Annotated in this window: 12 protein-coding genes; 2 read left to right on the forward strand and 10 right to left on the reverse strand. The window is 72.2% G+C overall.

Annotated features, from left to right (window positions below):
* Window positions 1–18: 18 nt before the first annotated feature.
* The 4 genes from EIM47_RS13950 to EIM47_RS13965 form a co-directional block, all read right to left on the reverse strand.
* On the reverse strand, window positions 19–1,311 hold the full coding sequence (locus tag EIM47_RS13950; protein WP_125077255.1) for a hypothetical protein: 1,293 nt from the start codon (window positions 1,309–1,311) through the stop codon (window positions 19–21).
* Window positions 1,312–1,657: 346 nt separating this feature from the next.
* A complete protein-coding gene (locus tag EIM47_RS13955; protein ID WP_125077256.1) occupies window positions 1,658–2,950 on the reverse strand; it encodes an adenylosuccinate synthase in 1,293 nt (430 codons plus the stop codon).
* 252 nt (window positions 2,951–3,202) lie between these two features.
* Window positions 3,203–4,936: an amidohydrolase gene (locus EIM47_RS13960; protein ID WP_019397599.1), complete on the reverse strand. Its 1,734-nt coding sequence runs from the start codon at window positions 4,934–4,936 to the stop codon at window positions 3,203–3,205.
* A gap of 251 nt (window positions 4,937–5,187) precedes the next feature.
* Window positions 5,188–5,622 carry an OsmC family protein gene (locus tag EIM47_RS13965; protein WP_019397600.1) on the reverse strand — a complete coding sequence of 145 codons (435 nt, stop codon included), beginning with the start codon at window positions 5,620–5,622 and terminating at the stop codon, window positions 5,188–5,190.
* A 235-nt stretch (window positions 5,623–5,857) separates the two neighbouring features.
* On the opposite strand from EIM47_RS13965, the gene fusA reads away from it, so the two are divergent.
* The gene (gene fusA, locus EIM47_RS13970) at window positions 5,858–7,924 is read left to right on the forward strand and encodes an elongation factor G (RefSeq protein WP_125077257.1); all 2,067 of its coding nucleotides are present in this window, start codon (window positions 5,858–5,860) and stop codon (window positions 7,922–7,924) included.
* A gap of 101 nt (window positions 7,925–8,025) precedes the next feature.
* Here the strand turns inward: fusA and EIM47_RS13975 are convergent, their stop codons facing one another.
* The 6 genes from EIM47_RS13975 to EIM47_RS14000 form a co-directional block, all read right to left on the reverse strand.
* Window positions 8,026–9,036 carry a DMT family transporter gene (locus EIM47_RS13975; RefSeq protein WP_125077258.1) on the reverse strand — a complete coding sequence of 337 codons (1,011 nt, stop codon included), beginning with the start codon at window positions 9,034–9,036 and terminating at the stop codon, window positions 8,026–8,028.
* Window positions 9,033–9,812 carry an N-formylglutamate deformylase gene (hutG, locus tag EIM47_RS13980; protein WP_028915575.1) on the reverse strand — a complete coding sequence of 260 codons (780 nt, stop codon included), beginning with the start codon at window positions 9,810–9,812 and terminating at the stop codon, window positions 9,033–9,035. Before hutG ends, EIM47_RS13975 begins: the two co-directional genes overlap by 4 nt.
* A gap of 29 nt (window positions 9,813–9,841) precedes the next feature.
* Window positions 9,842–11,227 carry a glutathione-disulfide reductase gene (gene gorA / locus EIM47_RS13985; protein WP_125077259.1) on the reverse strand — a complete coding sequence of 462 codons (1,386 nt, stop codon included), beginning with the start codon at window positions 11,225–11,227 and terminating at the stop codon, window positions 9,842–9,844.
* 10 nt (window positions 11,228–11,237) lie between these two features.
* Window positions 11,238–12,491, reverse strand: coding sequence for an FAD-dependent oxidoreductase (locus EIM47_RS13990; RefSeq protein WP_125077260.1), 1,254 nt, complete (start codon window positions 12,489–12,491; stop codon window positions 11,238–11,240).
* Between the two features lie 60 nt (window positions 12,492–12,551).
* Entirely contained in the window at window positions 12,552–14,837 is a 2,286-nt protein-coding gene (locus EIM47_RS13995) for a patatin-like phospholipase family protein (RefSeq protein WP_125077261.1), read from the reverse strand.
* Between the two features lie 110 nt (window positions 14,838–14,947).
* Window positions 14,948–16,198 (reverse strand): DUF418 domain-containing protein, encoded by a 1,251-nt coding sequence (locus EIM47_RS14000; protein WP_205948730.1) that lies wholly within the window; start codon window positions 16,196–16,198, stop codon window positions 14,948–14,950.
* A 155-nt stretch (window positions 16,199–16,353) separates the two neighbouring features.
* Between EIM47_RS14000 and dnaE the strand changes: the two genes are divergently transcribed.
* Window positions 16,354–19,929 (forward strand): DNA polymerase III subunit alpha, encoded by a 3,576-nt coding sequence (gene dnaE, locus EIM47_RS14005; protein ID WP_125077263.1) that lies wholly within the window; start codon window positions 16,354–16,356, stop codon window positions 19,927–19,929.

Genomic DNA, 19,929 nt, shown 5'->3' on the forward strand with positions numbered 1-19,929 from the left:
CCGGCGCCGTTCGATCGACTACGCCTTGGCCAGCTCGACCAGCAGCGCATGCCGCATGCGGCGCGCCTCGTCCGCATAGCGTGCGCGATCGGGCTTTGCGGCGATCAGCTCGGCCTCGGCGCGATCATCGCAGGCATACAGTTCCCGCTGCTGGAAGTTCTGGGCGAAGTGCGGCAACTGGACCACATGCCTTCCCCCCTCCCGCAGCGCCTCGATCACGGGCCGCCCTTCGAAGGACAGGGCATGCAAGGCCTCCCAGGCGGGGCCGCCGAAGACCACGATCCATTCGAGCGTGGCGTACCCGCGCAGCTCCCGTACCAGGCGCTCGGTGGCGCATTTCAGCGCGGCCGGGCTTGCGGCGATGTCCGGGGCGGCGAACCTGTAACCGTCGTCGACCATCAGGCAGCACTTCACGACCGAGGTGGTCAGGATCGCGGGGTTCTGGTTGAGGTCGCCTTCCAGGCTGATCCCCAATCGCGCGGCGAAGCCATGCGCCTGTAGAAGCTTCTTGATGGCCTGCTGGGCACCGCTGAAGGCCGCATGGCTTGCGGCGGTGGCCACGTCCGTGGTGGACAACGCGTCGGCAAACGCCTCGATCTGGCTGCCGGGAGTGATTCCCACCAGGGCCAGCCTGGGCGCCGCGGGTCGGTTGCCCAGCGGGCAGAAGCGCAGGCGGCGGGGCCCCTCGATGGCCATGGCCAGGGCATCGAGGTTGAAGGGGCCCGCTTCCAGGCGCCCGGTGCCCTGGCAGCAATGCTCCGCGAAGTCGATCGCCTCCCTTGCGTGGTACGTGGCGCCGCGGGCAGCGCCCTGCAACGCAACCGCAGCCTCGCCGGACGCCGGATGGATAGGCGCGGGCCCGTCTTGCCGCGGGGCATCGGTACGCGCCGCGGGACGATCCGGCGCGGGCAGGCCGGTGGCTGCCTCCCCTGCCTGCGCCACGGGCACTCCCAGCAGCAGGAGCAACTCTTCCAGCGCGGCCAGGTCGGGCACGTCAACTGCAATGCCGGTCGCGCTCTCCCCCGGCTTGCGCGGAAAGGCCGACATGTTCGAATTCTTGTAGCGGTAGTTCGGCCCCATGGCCGCGACGCGGGTGCGGGCGAAGCCCGGATGGGCGGCCGTCGCCGGGTGCAGGACCAAGGGCTGCTTGCCCACGGGCATCGCCCTTTCCCCCCGCTCGGCCCGGGACACCTTCAGGTAGACCCGCTGCCCACCCATGGCCGGATGGGAGTAACCGAGTGCGTGCGTTCTTTGCTCAACTTCCTCGAAGCCGTAACGCCTGAGTGACGCAGCGATCTGCAACGAGTCCAATCTGTCCCCCTGTGATGGATTCCAAGGCAAGCATTCTTGCGCGTGGCGCATTCTGGCGACCAGCGTTCTCACATCGTGAGATTGTTGAGTCCCTATGTGCGTCCACCAGGGGCGGCGGAAGGGGACATTCGCGCGGCGGCCCCGGCTGCGGGCGGAAGGCAAAGCCACTGGGTCCCGGCTCAAGACCGGGACGACGCGATGGACATGCGGCGCGGGGCCCTGGATGCGGCTTTTCGGCCCTGTCTGGGCTGCGAGAAAAGGAAAGCCCCGCTTGCGCGGGGCTTTCCGGAGGCTCCGGGTCCCTGGCAGGGATGCGCCTGCCAGGCATCCGCGTGACGGCGGTGGATCAGGCGAACGGATCCTGCAGGATCATGGTGTGTTCGCGGTCCGGGCCGGTGGAGACGATGCTGATCGGGCAGCCGGCCAGCTCCTCCAGGGCACGCAGGTAGGCGCGGGCGGCGGGCGGCAGGTCGTCCCAGTTGGTGATGCCGTGGGTGTTCTCGCTCCAGCCCGGGAACTCCAGGTAGACGGGGGTGATCTCCTCCCAGCCCTGGGCGTCCAGCGGGGCGTACTCGGTGCGCTTGCCGCGGTACTCGTAGGCGATGCACACCTTCAGCTTCTCCATGCCGTCGAGCACGTCGAGCTTGGTGATGCACAGGCCGGTGATGCCGTTGATGGCCACCGCGCGCTTGAGGGCGACGATGTCCATCCAGCCGCAGCGGCGCGGGCGGCCGGTGGAGGCGCCGTACTCGGCGCCGCGGTCGCGGATGCCCTGGCCGATCTCGTCGTCCAGCTCGGTCGGGAACGGGCCGCCGCCGACGCGGGTGGCGTAGGCCTTGGCGATGCCCAGCACGTAGTCGATGTCCTGCGCGCCCACGCCGGTGCCGGCCAGGGCACCGCCAATGGTGGTGTTGGAGCTGGTGACGTACGGGTAGGTGCCGTGGTCGATGTCCAGCAGCGCGCCCTGGGCGCCCTCGAACAGCACGCGCTTGCCCTGCTTGCGCAGGTCGTGGCAGATGCCGGCCACGTCGGACTTCATCGATTCGACGTACTCGCCGAACTCCAGCGCTTCCTTGTAGGTGGCCTCGAAGTCCACCGGCTCCACGCCCAGGTACTGGGTGAGGACGAAGTTGTGGTAGTCCAGCGCGCTCTTGAGCTTCTCGGCCAGCTGGTCGGGATAGTGCAGGTCGGCGATGCGGATGCCGCGGCGGGCGACCTTGTCCTCGTACGCCGGGCCGATGCCGCGGCCGGTGGTGCCGATGGCCTTGCCGCCGGCGGCCTTCTCGCGCGCCTGGTCCAGGGCGATGTGGTACGGCATGATCAGCGGCGCGGCCGGGCTGATCTTCAGGCGGCTGCGCACCTCCACGCCGGAGGCTTCCAGCTCCTCGATCTCCTTGCGCAGCGCGGCCGGGGAGATCACCACGCCGTTGCCGATCAGGCACAGCGCGTCGTCGCGCAGGATGCCGGACGGGATCAGGTGCAGGACGGTCTTCTTGCCGTTGATGACCAGGGTATGGCCGGCGTTGTGGCCGCCCTGGAAGCGCACGACGGCGCCGATCTCCTCGGTAAGCAGGTCGACGATCTTGCCCTTGCCCTCATCGCCCCACTGGGCACCGAGGACGACGACTGACTGGCCCATGGCCGCAACTCCTTTATCTGGCGGCCATCGGGGCCGCGGGATGGAACCGTGCCGGGGCACCGCCTGGCCGTTCCCCTGCGGGGACGGAACGCCATCGGGGCGTTGCGGACATGCGGCGGTCCAGACACGGAAAAAGCCGGTCGGAGGCATCCACTTGGGAAGCGTGCCCGACCGGCTTTTGCGGATTATCCGGGTTTTGCACCGGCGGGGCCACCGGGAAGGTGAACGGCGCCCTGCCCGCCCCGCCGGGCCTCACTCGGCGGTGAAGACCGGCTGGCCGTCGACCCAGGTGGCGCGGACCTGCAGCGCGTCCAGCTCGGCGCCGGGAATGGCCAGCGGATCGCGGTCCAGGACCACGAAGTCGGCGCGCAGGCCCGGGGCCAGGCGGCCGACCCTGGACTCGTCGTGGCCGGCGCGGGCGGCATCCACGGTGAAGCCGCGCAGGGCCTCCAGCGCGCCCAGGCGCTGGCCGGGCAGCCAGCCGCCGGGCGGCTGGCCGTCGCGGTCCTGGCGGGTGACCGCCGCCAGCAGGCCCAGGCGCGGGTCGACCTGTTCCACCGGGAAGTCCGAGCCCAGGGCCAGCGGCACGCCCAGGTCCAGGAAGCGGCGCCAGGCATAGGCGCCGGCCAGGCGTTTCTCGCCCAGGCGGGCGCCGGCCCAGCCCATGTCCGAGGTGGCGTGGGTGGGCTGCATCGAGGCCACCAGGCGCAGCGCGGCAAAGCGCGGGAAGTCCTCCGGCGCCACCACCTGGGCGTGTTCGACCCGCCAGCGGTGGTCGGCGCGGGCGCCCAGCCCGGCAAGGGCCTGCTGGTAGGTGTCCAGCACGATGCGGTTGCCGCGGTCGCCGATGGCGTGGGTGGCCACCTGCAGGCCGCAGTCGCGGGCGCGGATCACCGCCGCGCCGTAGGCGGCCGGGTCGGTGACCAGCAGGCCGCGGTTGCCGGGGGCATCGCTGTAGTCCTGCAGCAGGGCGGCGCCGCGGCTGCCGAGGGCGCCGTCGACGAACAGCTTCACGCCCTTCATCTGCAGGCGGCCGCCAGGGTGCTGGTAGGCGCCGTGTTCGCACAGGTCGGCCAGCGCCTCGCGGTCGCCGTCGGCATAGGCGCTGATGCGCAGCGGCAGGCGGCCCTCGTCGGCGAAGCGGCGCATCAGCGCCAGGTCGGCGCGCGACACGCCCATGTCATGCACGCCGGTCAGGCCGTTGGCCACGGCCAGGGCCAGGGCCTGCTCCAGGGCGCGGGCGCGCCAGGCCTCGTCCGGCGGCGGCATGGCGCGCTCGACCAGGCGCATGGCCCCGTCCACGAACACGCCGGTGGCACGGCCGTGCCCGCGCTCGATGCGGCCGCCCTCGGGCTGCCAGTCGCCGTCGAAGCGGCGCGCGCCTTCCAGCGCCTCGGCCGCGCGCATGGCGGCGGTGTTGGCCCAGGCGGCATGGCCGTCGATGCGCGACAGCCACACCGGGCGATCCGGGAAGGCGGCGTCGAGGTCGGCGGCGGTGGGGAAACGCGCGCCGGGCCACAGGTTCTGGTCCCAGCCCCAGCCGACGATCCAGGCGTCTTCCGGCGCAGTGGCGGCATGGGCCTGCAGGCGCTGCACCACTTCCCCCACGCTGCGCGCGCCGGACAGGTCGGCGCGCAGCAGGGCGTAGCCCAGCTCCATCAGATGGGCGTGGGCGTCGATCAGGCCGGGGATGACGGTGGCGTCGCCGGCATCGATATGCCGCGCCTGCGGATAGCGGTGGCGCAGCTCGGCAGCCTCGCCGGTGGCGAGGATGCGTCCGTCCTTGTCCCAGGCGATGGCGGTGGCCTGCGGATGGGCGGCGTCGAGGGTGTGGATGCGGCGCGCGGTTAGCACCGCTTCGGCGGTGGTGCCGGCATAGGACGGCGGCGCGGGTTGCGGTGCGGGAGACTGCGGGGAGGCCAGCGCCATGGCACTGGCGAAGGCGGCAAGCAGCAGCGGGAGGGCGCGGGTCACGCGTCGGTGCATGGCGTCGTCCTGCGGATGGGGATGCCGGGGACTATGCCGGGGGTGGGTGGCGGGGGCAAACGCGGCAATCCGGTGAGCTTGCTTCCGTCGCGACCGCCGCCGTGCGCCGGAACCGCGCCCCCGGCCCTTGTCCGAGGGGGAGTACGTGCGTGGCGGGGCCCCGGATGCGGCCTGTGGCCTCATCCGGCCTACGCAAGCGCCACGCTACGGTCGTTGCGACGGCAAGGCCCCGTCGCGCCGCCGGGGCGGATTCAGTCGACCAGCTCGGCTTCCAGGCTGATCGGCACCGCGGACAGGGCCTTGGAGACCGGGCAGTTCTGCTTGGCGTCGTCGGCGATGGCGCGGAACTGCTTTTCGTCGATGCCGGGAACCTTCGCTTTCAGCTTGAGCCGGATCTGCGACAGCGCCGGACCGCCTTCCAGCGACAGGTCGACCTCGGCGCGGGTGTCCAGCGCGGCCGGCGTGAACCCGGCTTCGCCCAGCTTGGCCGACAGGGCCATGGTGAAGCAGCCGGCGTGCGCGGCGGCGATCAGTTCCTCGGGATTGGTGCCCTTCTCCTCGCCGAAGCGGCTGTTGAAGCCGTAGCGGGTGCCGGCCAGCAGGCCGCTCTGCGGCGTGTCCAGGATGCCCTTGCCGCTCTTGAGGTCGCCTTCCCAGTGCGCGGTGGCGTGGCGCGAGATGCCCATGGCGTTGTTCCTTTCGATCCGTGGAGGGAACGCGCAGCGTAGCGGCCGGTCCGTTAGCGGGCCGTGCGCGGGCCGGCGTGCGTGCTTGTGCGACGCAACGTGCCCGCGCGCGCGCAAGGCGCGATGGTGTGGCTTCCGCCATGACCGCCCGCGGCACGAGCCCGGGCCGTCCTCCATGGATCGGCGCGTGCCGGACTGCCATGACGGCCTCCAATCCCCCCCAGGAGGACGGCACATGCCCTACACCACCCACGACATCCGCAACGTGGCCCTCGCAGGCCACCCTGGCGCCGGCAAAACAACCCTTTTCGAAGCCCTGCTGCATGCCGGCGGCGTCCTCGCTACGGCAGGCAGCGTCGAACGCGGCAACACCGTGTCCGACTCCGATCCACTGGAAAAGCAGCGCGGCCACTCGCTGGACATCGCCATCGCCAGCATCGACCTGGCCAACGGCGACGGCCGTGCCCACCTCAACTTCATCGACACGCCCGGCTATCCGGACTTCCGTGGTCCGGCGCTGTCGGCGCTCTCGGCGGTGGAGACCGCGCTGGTGGTGGTCGACGCGGACACCGGCGTGGAGCACGGCACCCTGCGGCTGATGGAGCGCGCGCGCGAGCGCGGCCTGTGCCGGGCGATCGTGGTCAACAAGATCGACCACGAGCACGCCGACTGCGGCCGGGTGCTGATGCAGCTGCGCGAGACCTTCGGCCCGGAAGTGCTGCCGCTGAACCTGCCGGCGGACTGGGGCCGGCGCGTGGTCGACTGCTTCGACGCCGGCGCCGGCGACTCCGACCTGGGGCCGGTATCCGAGTGGCACCAGCGCATCCTCGACCAGGTGGTGGAGGTCGACCCAGAGGCGATGGATCGCTACCTGGAGAACGGCGAGGCCGGGCTCACGCCGCAGGAGCTGCATGACGCCTTCGAGAAGTCGCTGCGCGAGGGCCACCTGGTCCCGGTGTGCTTCGTGTCCGCGCGCAGCGGCGTGGGCGTGCGCGAGCTGCTGCAGCTGGTGGCGCGGCTGTTCCCCGATCCCACCGAGGCCAACCCGCCGCCGCTGGTGGCCGGCGATGGCGGCGGCCAGCGCCCGGTGCCGGTGCACCCGGACGCCGACGGCCACGTGATCGCCGACGTCTTCAAGGTGGTCAACGACCCTTTCGTGGGCAAGCTGGGCGTGTTCCGCGTCTACCAGGGCACGGTCAGGCGCGACACCCAGCTGTTCGTGGACGACGGGCGCAAGCCGTTCCGCGTGGGCCACCTGTTCGCGCTGCGCGGGCGCGAGCACGTGGAGATCGAGCAGGCCATCGCCGGCGACATCGCCGCGGTGGGCAAGATCGAGGAAGTGCATTTCGACGCGGTGCTGCACGACAGCCACGACGAGGACGGCGTGCACCTGGCGCCGGTGTCCTTCCCCAAGCCGATGTTCGGGCTGGCGGTGCAGGCCACCAGCCGCGGCCAGGAGCAGAAGCTGTCGCAGGCGCTGCGCAAGCTGGCCGAGGAAGACCCGGCCTTCGTGGTCGAGCACAACGTCGAGGTCAACGAGACGGTGATCCGCGGCCTGTCGGAGCTGCACCTGCGGGTGATGCTGGAGCGGCTGAAGGAGCGCTTCGGCCTGGAGGTGGTCACGCGCCCCCCGCGCATCGCCTATCGCGAGACCATCTCGATCGCGGCCGAAGGGCATTGCCGGCACAAGAAGCAGACCGGCGGCGCCGGGCAGTTCGCGGAGGTCTTCCTGCGGGTGGAGCCGCTGGAGCGCGGCGCCGGCTTCCAGTTCGTGGACGAGGTCAAGGGCGGCGTGATCCCGGGGCAATTCATCCCGGCGGTGGAGAAAGGCGTGCGCATGGCGTTGCAGGGCGGCGCGATCAGCGGCCATCCGGTGCAGGACGTGCGCGTGGTGGTGTACGACGGCCGCCACCATCCGGTGGACAGCAAGGAGATCGCCTTCGTCACCGCCGGGCGCAAGGCCTTCCTCGATGCGGTGGCCAAGGCCAGGCCGCTGGTCCTGGAGCCGGTGGTGGCGCTGGAGGTGTCGGTGCCCGAGGCGCAGGTGGGCGACGTCACCGGCGCGCTGGCCACCCGCCGCGCGCGCATCGTCGGCACCGACAGCGGCGACGGCCTGCGCGCGGAGAGCATCGTCCGCGCCCAGGTGCCGCAGGCCGAGCTGGAGGGGTTTGCCGCCGAGCTGAAGTCGCTGACCGCCGGCAAGGGCCGCTATGCGCTGGACTTCAGCCACTACGAGCCGGTGCCGCCCAACGTGCAGCAGAAGCTGGTGGAGGGGTGGAAGCCGAAGCCGGAGGAGGATTGAGGGCCCGCATGCTTGCGTGGCCCGGACAAGGAAGGGGTGAACCGGGATGCGCTTCGCTTGCCCGGGCTACGCAAAGCCTTTGCAGGCCGGCGTGGGGAAGATCAGGCCGTGCGGCGTGCCACCGGAGCGCGGGAGACCAGCAGCACGCCTCCCAGCACCAGCACCGTGCCGGCCACCTGCCAGGCGCCCATCGGCTCGTCCAGCAGCAGCAGGCTCAGCACGATGGTCGAGACCGGGCCGAGCATGCCGATCTGCGAGGCATGGCCGGAGCCGACCCGGGAGATCCCCAGCATCACCAGCAGCACCGGCGCCACCGTGCACAGCGTGCCGTTGGCCAGCGACAGCCAGTACACCTCGGCCGGCAGGTCCAGCGCCGACAATGGCCGCAGCAGCAGGAACTGGCCGATGCACAGCAGGCAGGCCACCGAGCTGCACAGCGCGGTCAGCCGCACCGCGCCGACCTTGCCCACCAGTTCGCCGCTGCCGGCCAGGTACAGCGCATAGGTCAGCGCGCTACCGAACACCAGCACGCCACCCAGCACGATGCCCTCGCCGCCGGCCATCAGGTCGTGGCCGAAGGCCAGGCCCACGCCGGCGTAGCTCACCGCCAGCGCGATCCACTGCAGCCGCCCCGGGCGGCGGCCGAACGCCAGCCAGCCGATCAGCAGGACCAGGGTCGGGGTGAGGTACAGGATCAGCCGCTCCAGGGTGGCGGTGATGTAGGCCAGTCCGGCGAAGTCCAGGAAGCTGGCCAGGTAATAGCCCAGCGACCCCAGCACCAGGATCCTCAGGTAGTGGCCGCGGTGCAGCGTGGTCCGTGCGCTCCGGGTCGCCCATGCGCCCATCAGCAGGAAGAACGGGAACGCCACCAGCATGCGCAGCGCCAGCAGGGTGACCGCGTCGGCGCCATGGCGGTAGCCGAGCTTGACGATGATCGCCTTGCCCGAGAACAGGACGGCGCCCAGCGCGGCATACAGCAGGCCCCAGCGCTGCCGCGCGCGGGCCTTGCGTGCGTCGTCCCCGCCCGCGGTGGCGGCCGCGGGCCGGGCTGGCGCCGGTTCCTCCGCGCCCTCGCCGGCCGCAGCGGCCAGGGCCGGGCCGCGTCCGCTCATGCCAGCACCGCCTGCAGCAGCGCGCGCAGCACCTGTTGCAGCGCCTCGGCGCGTACAGGGTCGTAGGCGAAGCTGTCCTCGTCCATGTAGGTGCGCTGGGCCAGTTCCAGCTGCACCGCCTGCACGCCGGTCTCCGGAGCGGCGTAGTGGCGGGTGATGTAGCCGCCCTTGAAGCGGCCGTCGACCACGTGGCTGTACTGCGGATGTGCGGCCAGCACTTCTTCCAGGCGCTGGCGCAGGGCCGGGGAACAGCTGTGGCCTCCGGCGGTGCCGAGGTTGAGGTCCGGCAGCGCGCCTTCGAACAGGTACGGCAGGCGGCCGCGGATCGAATGCCCTTCCCACAGCACCACCCGGCCATGCTGGCCGCGGATGCGCTGCAGCTCGGCGTCGAGGTTGTCGTGGTACGGGCGCCAGTACGCCTCCAGCCGGCGGGCGATCTCGGCCTGGTCCGGCTCGGCGCCGGGCTGGTACACCGGTTCGCCGCTGAACTGCACCGTGGGGCACAGGCCGGTGGTGTTCTGGCCGGGATACAGCGAGGCGTCGTCCGGCGGGCGGTTGAGGTCGATCACGTAGCGCGAGTAGCGCGGGCGGATGATCGAGGCGCCCAGCTCGCGGGCAAAGGCGTACAGGCGCGAGACGTGCCAGTCGGTATCCGGCACGCGGCGGGCGCTGTCGGTCAGGCGCGCGGCGATGTCGGCGGGAAGTTCGCTGCCGTCGTGCGGCAGGCTGATCAGCAGCGGCGCGTCGCCCTGGTGCAGGTGGAAGATGTCGTCCATGCGCCGATTGTAGGCGCGTGCGCGCACCGTCAGAGCAGCACCAGCTCCTCGGCCGAGGTCGGGTGGATCGCCACCACCTGGTGCAGCCGGGCGCGGGTGACGCCCAGCTTCAGCGCCACCGCGAAGCCCTGCAGGATCTCGTCCACCGCCTCGCCCAGCAGGTGGATGCCCACCACCCGCTCCTCTTCGCCCACGCACACGAGCTTGAACAGGCTGCGCTGCGGCGAGTCGGCCAGCGCGGTCAGCATCGGCCGGAAGTTGCTGGCATGCACCCGCACCGCATCGCCGTAGCGCTCGCGCGCCTGTTCCTCGGTCAGGCCCACGGTGGCCAGCGGCGGATGCGAGAACACCACGGTGGGCACGTCGGCATAGTCCAGCTTCGCGTCGGCCTGGCCGCCGAACAGCCGCGCCATCAGCCGGCGCGCGGCGGCGATCGCCACCGGGGTCAGGGCCAGCCTGCCGGTGACGTCGCCCACGGCGTGCACGCCCTCCAGCGAGGTGTCCTGCCATTGGTCGACCACCACCTCGCCGTGCCCGCCCAGCTCCACCCCGGCTTCCTCCAGGCCGAGGCCGGCGGTATTGGGCCGGCGCCCGGTGGCGAACAGCACGCGGTCGAACACCTCCGCCACCACGCCCTGTTCCTGGCCCTTGTGCACCACGCGCACCCCGCCCCCGGTCGCGTGCAGCGCGCTGACCGGCGCCTCCAGGTGCAGGCGCACGCCGCGCGCCTGCATGTTGGCCTGCAGCGTGGCCACCACTTCCGCGTCCATGCCCGACAGCAGGCGCGGGCCGCGCGCGAACACCTCGACCCGGCTGCCCAGTGCCTGCAGCACCCCGGCCAGTTCCACCGCGATGTAGCCGCCGCCGACCAGGGCCACGTGCGCGGGGAGCTGCGACAGCTCGAAGAAATCGTGCGACACCCCGGCCAGTTCCGCGCCGGGGATGTCCGGGCGCAGCGGATGCGCGCCGGTGGCCAGCAGCACGCGCCCGGCACGCAGGCGCACGCCGGTGTCGGTGTCCACGGTGTGTGCGTCGCGCAGGCGGCCGCGGCAGGGCATCAACGCGATGCCGGCCGCGTCCAGGCGGCGGCGGTAGCTGGCGTGGATGCCGGCGATGTAGCGCTGGCGGTGGGCGATGAAGGCCGGCCAGTCCAGCGCCGGCGGCGACTGCGGCAGGTCGAAGCCGAGGTCGGCGGCCAGGGCCATGCGCTCGGCCAGCCCGGCCGCCAGCCACATCGCCTTCTTCGGCACGCACCCGGCATTGACGCAGGTGCCGCCCAGTTCGCCCGGCTCCAGTAGCGCCACCCGCGCCCCGTGCGCGGCGGCGGCGAACGCGCCGGCCAGCCCGCCGGAGCCTCCACCGATCACCACCAGGTCGAACCCGGCCTGCGGGCGGTGGACGGCGGTCTGGCTCATGGCTCCTCCTCTACTGGAAGCGTTCGACCCGGTAGGGCGCGGGATCGATCGCGGGCGTGCGGCCGGTGACCAGGTCGGCCACCAGCTGGCCGCTGGCCGCGCTCATGCTGATGCCCAGCATGCCGTGCCCGGCCGCGATCCAGACGTGAGGATGGCCGGGAGCGCGGCCCAGCGCCGGCAGGTCGTCGTACGTCATCGGCCGCCAGCCGTACCACTTCTCCAGCGCCGCCTGGGCCGGCGGCGGCTGGCGCAGGTACTCGCGCGCGGCGCGTTCCAGCGCGCCCAGGCGCACCGGATTGAGGCTGGTGTCCTGGCCGGAGAACTCCATCGTGCTGCCCAGGCGGAAGCCGTCCACCCAGGGGGTGACGAACACCTGGCGGTCCTTGAGCACCAGCGGGCGCCGTGGCGCGCCGGCCTGCGGACCGTAGGTGATCGAGTAGCCCTTGCCGGGCTGGATCGGCAGGCGCACGCCCAGCGGGCGCAGCAGCCGCGGGGTCCAGGCCGCCATCGCCACCACCACCTCGCGGCCGCGGCGGCGGCTGCCGTCCTCCAGCTCGACGCTGGCGCCGCTGGCATCGGGCAGCAGCGCGCGCACCGGCGCCTGCTCCTCGATCAACCCGCCGCGCTCGCGGATCGCGCGCGCCAGGCCGGCGGTGTAGCGGTCCGGGCGCAGGTGGGCGTCGTCGGGGAACCGGATCGCGCCGACCACGCCTTCGCGCAGCGATGGCTCCTGGCGCAGGTAGTCCGGCCCGTCGACCACTTCGGTGGCGATGCCCATATCCGCCAGCGGCCCGCATTCGGCCACGTAGGCCTCGAAGTTGCGCCGGTCGCGGAACACGTAGTCCAGGCCGGAGGCGGTGAACTGGCAATCCAGGCCGTAGCGCTCGATCCACTGCGCCAGGCGCGCGCGCGAGTCGCGCAGGATCGCGGCGCGGCCACGCGCGCTTTGCATCCAGTCGCGCTGGTTGCAGCGGCGGGCGAAGTGCAGCAGCCAGCGCCACAGCTCCGGGTCCAGGCGCGGCTTGAGGTACAGCGGGGCATCGGGGCTGAGCATCCAGCGCAGCGCGCGCCAGGGCACGCCGGGCGCGGCCAGCGGCGGCGCATGGCTGGGGGTGACGGTGCCGCAGTTGCCGTGCGAAGTGGCGCCGCCGACGCGGCCCGCCTCCAGGACCCGCACCCCGCGACCGGCCTCCAGCAGCGACAGCGCGGTGGCCAGGCCGATGGCTCCGCCACCGAGGATGAGGACGTCGTCGGGGTTGTTCACCCGCGCAAGTCTACGCCGGCGCGCCGCGCCTGCGGCGCGTCGTTGCCGCCGCAACCGCCGCTAGAACGGCTTGCCGATCTCCAGGAACAGCACCGCCTCGCCGCCCTCGCGGCGGCCGTAGCCGAACAGCATCGGCCCCATCGCCGAGTCGAAGCCCAGGTACAGGCTGCCGTTCCAGATGCCGTCGCCCAGGCGCATGTCGCCGCGGCGTTCCCAGGCGTTGCCGTACTCCAGCGTGGCCCCGGCCACCGCCGAGCGGCGGAAGAACGAGGCCAGCTGGTAGCTGTAGCCGGCCATCAGCACCGCATAGTGTTCGCCGGCCAGCTCGTTGTAGTGGAAGCCGGCCAGGCGCCCGCGTCCGCCCAGGCGGTGGCGCAGGTGCAGCGGCAGTTCGCCGGACAGAGTGGCGTGGTACGCCAGCGAACCCTGCACCGCGTGGCGGCCGAACGGCATCGCCGCCAGCACGTCCAGCCCGGCCTCCTGGAAGCGGGCGTCGCCGCCCAGCCAGCCGGCGCTGCGGCGGTAGGTCAGGCGCGACCAGTGGCCCTCGCGCGGGAAGTACAGGCTGTCCAGGCGGTCCACCGCCAGCTGCGCGTACCAGCTGCCGGCATCCACGTCCACGTCCGGCAGCGCCGGGTCGCCCACTTCCACCTGCGCCTCGCCGACGCTGCGCTCCACGCCCACCTCGGCGGCGCCGTAGCGGCCGAAGGTGCGGCCCAGGCTCAGCAGGGCGCTGGCGACCTTGGCCTCGTAGCTGGCCAGGCGGTTGCCGCGCTCGAACACCGGCACCGTGGTCCGGCGCGCGCCGGCGCGGCCGTACAGGTACCAGCGCGCCTGCGGGTCGAACGGGTGGTAGTACTCGCCCTGCAGTTCCGGGTCGCTGCCCACCCCGACCAGGGCGCGCGCCTCGGCGCCGTAGGCGGTGGCCGGCGAGCGCAGCACGGCCAGGCGCAGGCTGGTCTCGTTGGTGCCGCTGAAGTCGGTGACGGTGCGGAAGCCGGCCTGCAGGTAGTTCGGGCCCTGCGGCTTCTCCCGCGCGCGCACCACCACCCCGGTGAGGCCGTCGGCGTTGCGCTCGACCTCGTAGGTGACGCTGGCGAAGGTGCCCTCGTTGTACGCGCGCAGGGTCGCGCGCTCGAGGTGGTCGGCGTCCAGTGCCTGGCCGGTGGGGATGTCGAGGATCGCCGCCAGCACCTGGTCGTCGTAGCGGCTGCCGTTCTCCAGGCGCACGTAGTCGATCCGCGCCGGGGCCTCGGCCTCCGGCACTGCCGGCGGCGCGGCCTGCCAGCGCGGCAGCGCGGCCAGCTGCGCGGCCGCCGCCTCGGCGGCCTCGCGGCCGATGCGCAGGGCCTCGGCGGCCTTGGCGAAGTCGCCGGTGGCCACGTCCTCGCCCAGCCCGGGCACCACCAGCACGTCGCCCTCGCGCAGGCGCGAGGTCGAGTCGCGGGTATTGCCCACGGTCAGCATGCCGGTCAGCTGGGAGACCACCTGCAGCACGCTGGCATCGCTGTCCAGCTCCATCAGCGGGGTGCCCACGTCCACCGCCACCACCACGTCGGCACCCATGCGCCGCACGGTGTCGATCGGCACCTGCTCGGCGATGCCGCCGTCGATCAGCACACGGCCATCGATCCGCACCGGCTGGAAGATGCCCGGCAGCGACATCGAGGCGCGCATGGCCTGGGCCAGGCTGCCGGCGCCCAGTTCCACCGGCTGCCCGGTGTTGAGGTCGGTGGCCACCGCGCGGAACGGGATCGGCAGCCGGTTGAAGTCGCGCACCGCGGCCACGTGCAGGGTCTTGCGCTGGAACAGGGAGAGGATGCGCTCGCCCTGCAGCACCCCCGGCGCCAGCCGCACCCCGCGCGCGCCCACGCCCAGGCCCAAGGTGGCCAGGCCTTCGCGGTCGTCCTGCTTGCGCCGGTAGCTGCGCTCGCGGCGCGGGATGGAGTCGTCGAACAGCTGCTTCCAGTCCGCTTCAAGGACCAGCTGTTCCATCTCCTCCAGCGGCACCCCGGCCGCGTACAGGCCGCCGACCAGCGAGCCCATGCTGGTGCCAGCGATGCAGTCCACCGGCACGCCCAGTTCCTCCAGCTTGCGCAGCACGCCCAGGTGGGCCACGCCGCGCGCGCCGCCGCCGCCCAGGGCCAGGCCCACGCGCGGGCGGGAGGTGTCGCCATCGCGCTGCGGGCAGGAGGTGCCGGGCGCGGCGACCGGCGCCGCGGGGTCGGGCGTGCCGGCGGCGGCGGTGGCCGCCAGTGCCATGCATGCGGCCAGCAGCCAGCGTGCGGCCGCGCCGCGTTGGACGATCCTGCCCTTGCGCCGGCCCGCGGCCGCGACCTTGTCCATGACCCGCTCCTGGTGAGTGGCGCGAGGTTAGCGGCAGGCGCGTGCGCGCGGAAGCAATGCCGCCGCGTCCCGGCCCCGGGCCGGGACGACGGCGGAGGACGGGACGGTCGTCAGGCGTGGCCGGCCGCGGGCTGCGCGCGCAGGCGCATCGGCTGCGCGCGCAGGTAGGTGGCCGAGCGCCACAGCCACTCCATCGGTCCGAAGCGGAAGCGCGCCAGCCAGACGTGGCTGAGGAGCACCTGCAGCACGAACAGCACCAACGCGAACACCGCCTGCCAGGCGCGGGGCATCTGCCCGAAGTAGCCCAGGCCGTAGTTGTAGAACACCAGGGTGCAGACCACCGATTGCAGCAGGTAGTTGGTCAGCGCCATGCGCCCGGCCGGGGCCAGCCAGCGCGCCAGGCCGGCGCCGGCGCGGCTGCGGAACAGGGCCACCAGCCAGCCCACGTAGCCCATGCACATCAGTCCGCCGGCCAGCAGGCCCAGGGCCTGGGCCAGGCCGATGCGCGCGTTGAACTGGCCGAAGCTCGCCCCGGGATTGATCGCCATCGACCCGGCCATGACCGCCACGCCCAGCGGCATCAGCCCCCAGCGCAGCAGGGCGAACAGCCGCGGGAAGCGCTCCGGGGTGGCCAGCGCGCCGCTGCGCGCGAGCGCCGCGCCGACCAGGAACATGCCCAGCACCGCCCCGCCCATGAGCGGCAGGCCGGACAGGCTGACCGCCACCTCGGTGGCGCGCACGGCCACCGCCTCGCCCCAGCTACCGTGGGCGTAGACCTCGCTGGCGCGGGCGACCAGCTCCACCATCGGCGCCATCTGCTGGTCGATGGCGGCCTGCATGGCCGGGCCGGAGACGGCCAGGGCCAGCGCGTACAGCAGCAGCATGCCCGGGCCGGCCAGGAACAGCAGCACGCCCGGCAGCGCCAGCCACAGCGGCGGGGCGTTGCGCACCAGCAGCAGCGGCATGCCCAGCAGGGCGTAGGCCAGCAGGATGTCGCCGGACCAGACCAGCACGCCGTGGGCCAGGCCGATGCACAGCAACACCCCCATGCGCCGCAGGTACAGGCCGGCGAACGCACGCCCGGCCTCCTCGGCGCGCTGCGACATGACCATGAAGCCCATGCCGAACAGCAGCGAGAACAGGGTGAAGAACTTGCCCTGCACGAAGAAATAGACCAGCGCGTCGACCGCCCGGTCGGCGCCGGCCAGGCTCGGGTCCAGGCCGCTGCCGGCCGCCAGCATCGGGCCGTTGAAGCCCTCCATGTTCATCAGCAGGATGCCCAGCAGCGCGGTGCCACGCAGTGCATCGAGGGTCGGGTTGCGCTCGCCGGGTGCGAGTGGACGCAGGTCGGTTGCGGTCACGTGGGACTCCATTCCATGGATCGGAGGCGGCGATGATCGCCGATCCCCCCCGTCCGGTCTGCCCCCCGCCGGAGCCCGCCGCGCCTGCGGTCCGCGCCGCGGCCCCGGCGTCAAGCCTTGTTGGCCCCCTGCCCCCCCGGTACCCTGACCGCCGCATGTCCGGCTTCGTCCACCTCCATATCCATACCGAGTACTCGCTTGCGGACTCGATCATCCGCGTGCCCGAGAAACCGGACCAGGCGGACCCGGCCAAGGCCAAGCGGCCCAACCTGCTGAGCCGGGCGGTGGAGCTGGGGCTGCCGGCGCTGGCGGTCACCGACCTCAACAACCTGTTCGCGCTGATCAAGTTCTACAAGGCGTGCGAGGCGGTGGGCATCAAGCCGGTGGCCGGCGCCGACCTGATGGTGGCCACCGCCCCCGGGGAGGCCCCGTGGCGGCTGACCGCGCTGGTGCGCGACCACGGCGGCTACCTCAACCTGTCCAAGCTGCTCACCAGGGCCTGGATGGAAGGCCACCGCCCCGAGGGCGGCGTTGCCGTGCGCCCGGAATGGGTGCGCGAGTGCGGCAGCGGCCTGATCCTGCTGGCCGGGCGCGAGAGCCTGGCCGGCCGCCTGGCGCTGGAGAACCGCCACGACCTGGCCCAGCAGCAGCTGGCCGACTGGCAGCGCGACTTCGACGGCAACCTGTGCCTGGAGCTGACCCGCACCGGGCGCGACGGCGAGGAGGCGTTCAACAGCTTCGCCCTGCACGCCTCGGCGGCGCGCGGGATCCCGGTGGTGGCGTCCAACGACGTGCGCTTCCTCGACCGCGCCGGCTTCGACGCGCACGAGGCGCGCGTGTGCATCGCTTCCGGCCGGGTGCTGGACGATCCCAAGCGCCCGCGCGAGTACAGCCCCGAGCAGTACCTGAAGTCGCCGGAGGAGATGGCCGCGCTGTTCGCCGACATCCCCGACGCGATCTCCAACACCGTCGAGCTGGCGCGCCGCTGCAACCTCGAACTGACCCTGGGCAAGTACGCGCTGCCGGCCTACCCGGTGCCGGACGACGAGACCCTGGACAGCTGGATCCGCAAGCAGGCCTACGAAGGCCTGGAGGAGCGCCTGGCGAAGAACCCGCTGGCGCCGGGCAAGACCCGCGAGGACTACTTCAAGCGGCTGGACTTCGAGCTGGACACCATCATCAAGATGGGGTTCCCCGGCTACTTCCTGATCGTTGCCGACTTCATCCAGTGGGGCAAGAACCAGGGCATCCCGATCGGCCCGGGGCGTGGTTCGGGCGCCGGCTCGCTGGTGGCCTGGGCGCTGAAGATCACCGACCTCGATCCGCTGCCCTACAACCTGCTGTTCGAGCGCTTCCTCAACCCGGAACGCGTGTCGATGCCCGACTTCGACATCGACTTCTGCATGGACCGGCGCGACGAGGTGATCGACTACGTCGCCCGCAAGTACGGGCGCGAGCGGGTCAGCCAGATCATCACCTACGGCACCATGGCGGCCAAGGCCGTGGTGCGCGACGCCGGCCGCGTGCTGGGCTTCCCGTACGGCTTCGTCGACGGCGTGGCCAAGCTGATCCCCAACATCCTCGGCATCTCCCTCAAGGACGCGATGGGCGAAGGCAAGGACGAGGAAATGGCCTCGCCCGAGCTGATCCAGCGCTACCAGTCCGAGGAGGAAGTGCGCGACCTGATCGACCTGGCGCGCCAGCTGGAGGACCTGACCCGCAACGCCGGCAAGCACGCCGGCGGCGTGGTGATCGCGCCGGCCCCGCTGTACACCTTCTGCCCGCTGTTCGCCGAACACGACCACGACGGCCTGGGCAAGAACCCGGTCACCCAGTTCGACAAGAACGACGTGGAGGAAGTGGGCCTGGTGAAGTTCGACTTCCTGGGCCTGCGCACGCTGACGATCATCGACTGGGCGGTGAAGGCCATCAACCGCCGCCACGAGCGCGCCGGCATCCCGCCGCTGGACATCGCCGCGCTGCCGCTGGACGACGAGGCCACCTACAAGGACATCTTCGCCAGCGGCAACACCGGCGCGGTGTTCCAGTTCGAATCCTCGGGCATGCGCCGCCTGCTGAAGGACGCGCGCCCGGACCGCTTCGAGGACCTGATCGCGCTGGTGTCGCTGTACCGCCCGGGCCCGATGGACCTGATCCCGGACTTCAACGCGCGCAAGCACGGCCAGCAGGAGATCGTCTACCCCGACCCGCGCACCGAGGCCATCCTCAAGGACACCTACGGCATCATGGTGTACCAGGAGCAGGTCATGCAGATGGCGCAGATCGTCGGCGGCTACTCGCTCGGCGGCGCCGACCTGCTGCGCCGCGCGATGGGCAAGAAGATCCCGGCGGAGATGGCCAAGCACCGCGAGATGTTCCGCGAGGGTGCGGCCAAGGGCGGCGTCGACGAGAAGAAGGCCGACGAGATCTTCGACCTGATGGAGAAGTTCGCCGGCTATGGCTTCAACAAGTCGCACGCCGCCGCGTACGCGCTGGTCTCCTACCAGACCGCCTGGCTCAAGCGGCACTACCCGGCCGAGTTCATGGCCGCGACCATGTCCTCGGACATGGACAACACCGACAAGGTGGTCGGCTTCCTGGCCGAGGCGCGCAACCTCGGCCTGACCATCCTGCCGCCGACGGTCAACGACTCGCCGTACATGTTCGAGGCGGTGAGCGCCGACACCATCCGCTACGGCCTGGGCGCGATCAAGGGCGTGGGCCGCGGCCTGTGCGAGGCGATCGTGGCCGAGCGCGAGGCGGGCGGCGAGTACCGCGACCTGCTCGACTTCTGCCGCCGGGTGGACTCGACCAAGCTCAACCGCCGCGCGCTGGAGGCGATGATCAACGCCGGCGCGCTGGACGCACTGGGCCGCAACCGCGCCACCCTGATGCTGCAGCTGCCGGAAGTGCTCAAGGCCACCGAGCAGATGGCCAGGGAAGCCGCCGCCGGCCAGACCTCGCTGTTCGGCCTGCCCTCGGCCGACGCCGGCCCGGCGCTGCAGCTGGACCTGCCCGAATGCGCCGAGTGGCCGCTGCGGCAGAAGCTGGACGGCGAACGCGAGACCCTCGGCCACTACCTCAGCGGCCACCCGTTCGACCCCTACCGCGAGGACGTGCGCGCCCTGGTCGGCAACGACCTGGGCGACCTGGACAAGCTGTGGGCCGCCGGCACCAGCGGCGCCAACGAGAAGCGCAGCTGGCGCCCGGAGGTGCAGGTGGTGGTGGCCGGCATGGTCGTGGGCCTGCGCCGCAAGGGCGACAGCCAGGTGTTCGTGCAGCTGGAGGACGGCCGCGGCCGGCTGGAGTGTGGCGTGTTCGCCGAGGCCGCCGCGGAGATGGCCAGCCTGCTGGTGCGCGACCGCGTGCTGGTCGTGCAGGGCGGCCTGCGCGAGGACGAGTTCAACGGCGGCTGGAGCCTGCGCCTGAAGCAGGCCTGGGACTTCGAGCAGCTGTGCGCCAACCACGCCCAGCGCCTGGCCCTGCGCCTGGACCTGCGCGACCCGCGCGCCTGGAACCGGGTCGACGAGGTGCTGGCCCGCCACCGCCCCGGCCCCACCCCGCTGCGCCTGCACGTGCAGGTCGGCGGCAAGGGCCAGGGCGCCACCGGCGTGCTCGACCTCAACGGTGGCAACTCGGTGCGGGTGGCGCCGCCGCTGCTGGACGCGCTGCGCGGCCTGCCGGTGGTGCGCGCGGTCAAGGTCGCCATCGGCCGGCCCTGGGTCAACTGA

Origin of the sequence: Pseudoxanthomonas sp. SGT-18 (genome assembly GCF_003931645.1) — a bacterium.
Lineage (GTDB): Bacteria > Pseudomonadota > Gammaproteobacteria > Xanthomonadales > Xanthomonadaceae > Pseudoxanthomonas.

What these genes read in the sequence shown, in the direction of transcription:
- EIM47_RS13955 (WP_125077256.1), bottom strand. Translation starts at nt 2,950, where the DNA reads ATGGGCCAGTCAGTCGTCGTCCTCGGTGCCCAGTGGGGCGATGAGGGC.
- EIM47_RS13960 (WP_019397599.1), bottom strand. Translation starts at nt 4,936, where the DNA reads ATGCACCGACGCGTGACCCGCGCCCTCCCGCTGCTGCTTGCCGCCTTC.
- EIM47_RS13965 (WP_019397600.1), bottom strand. Translation starts at nt 5,622, where the DNA reads ATGGGCATCTCGCGCCACGCCACCGCGCACTGGGAAGGCGACCTCAAG.
- fusA (WP_125077257.1), top strand. Translation starts at nt 5,858, where the DNA reads ATGCCCTACACCACCCACGACATCCGCAACGTGGCCCTCGCAGGCCAC.
- EIM47_RS13975 (WP_125077258.1), bottom strand. Translation starts at nt 9,036, where the DNA reads ATGAGCGGACGCGGCCCGGCCCTGGCCGCTGCGGCCGGCGAGGGCGCG.
- hutG (WP_028915575.1), bottom strand. Translation starts at nt 9,812, where the DNA reads ATGGACGACATCTTCCACCTGCACCAGGGCGACGCGCCGCTGCTGATC.
- gorA (WP_125077259.1), bottom strand. Translation starts at nt 11,227, where the DNA reads ATGAGCCAGACCGCCGTCCACCGCCCGCAGGCCGGGTTCGACCTGGTG.
- EIM47_RS13995 (WP_125077261.1), bottom strand. Translation starts at nt 14,837, where the DNA reads ATGGACAAGGTCGCGGCCGCGGGCCGGCGCAAGGGCAGGATCGTCCAA.
- dnaE (WP_125077263.1), top strand. Translation starts at nt 16,354, where the DNA reads ATGTCCGGCTTCGTCCACCTCCATATCCATACCGAGTACTCGCTTGCG.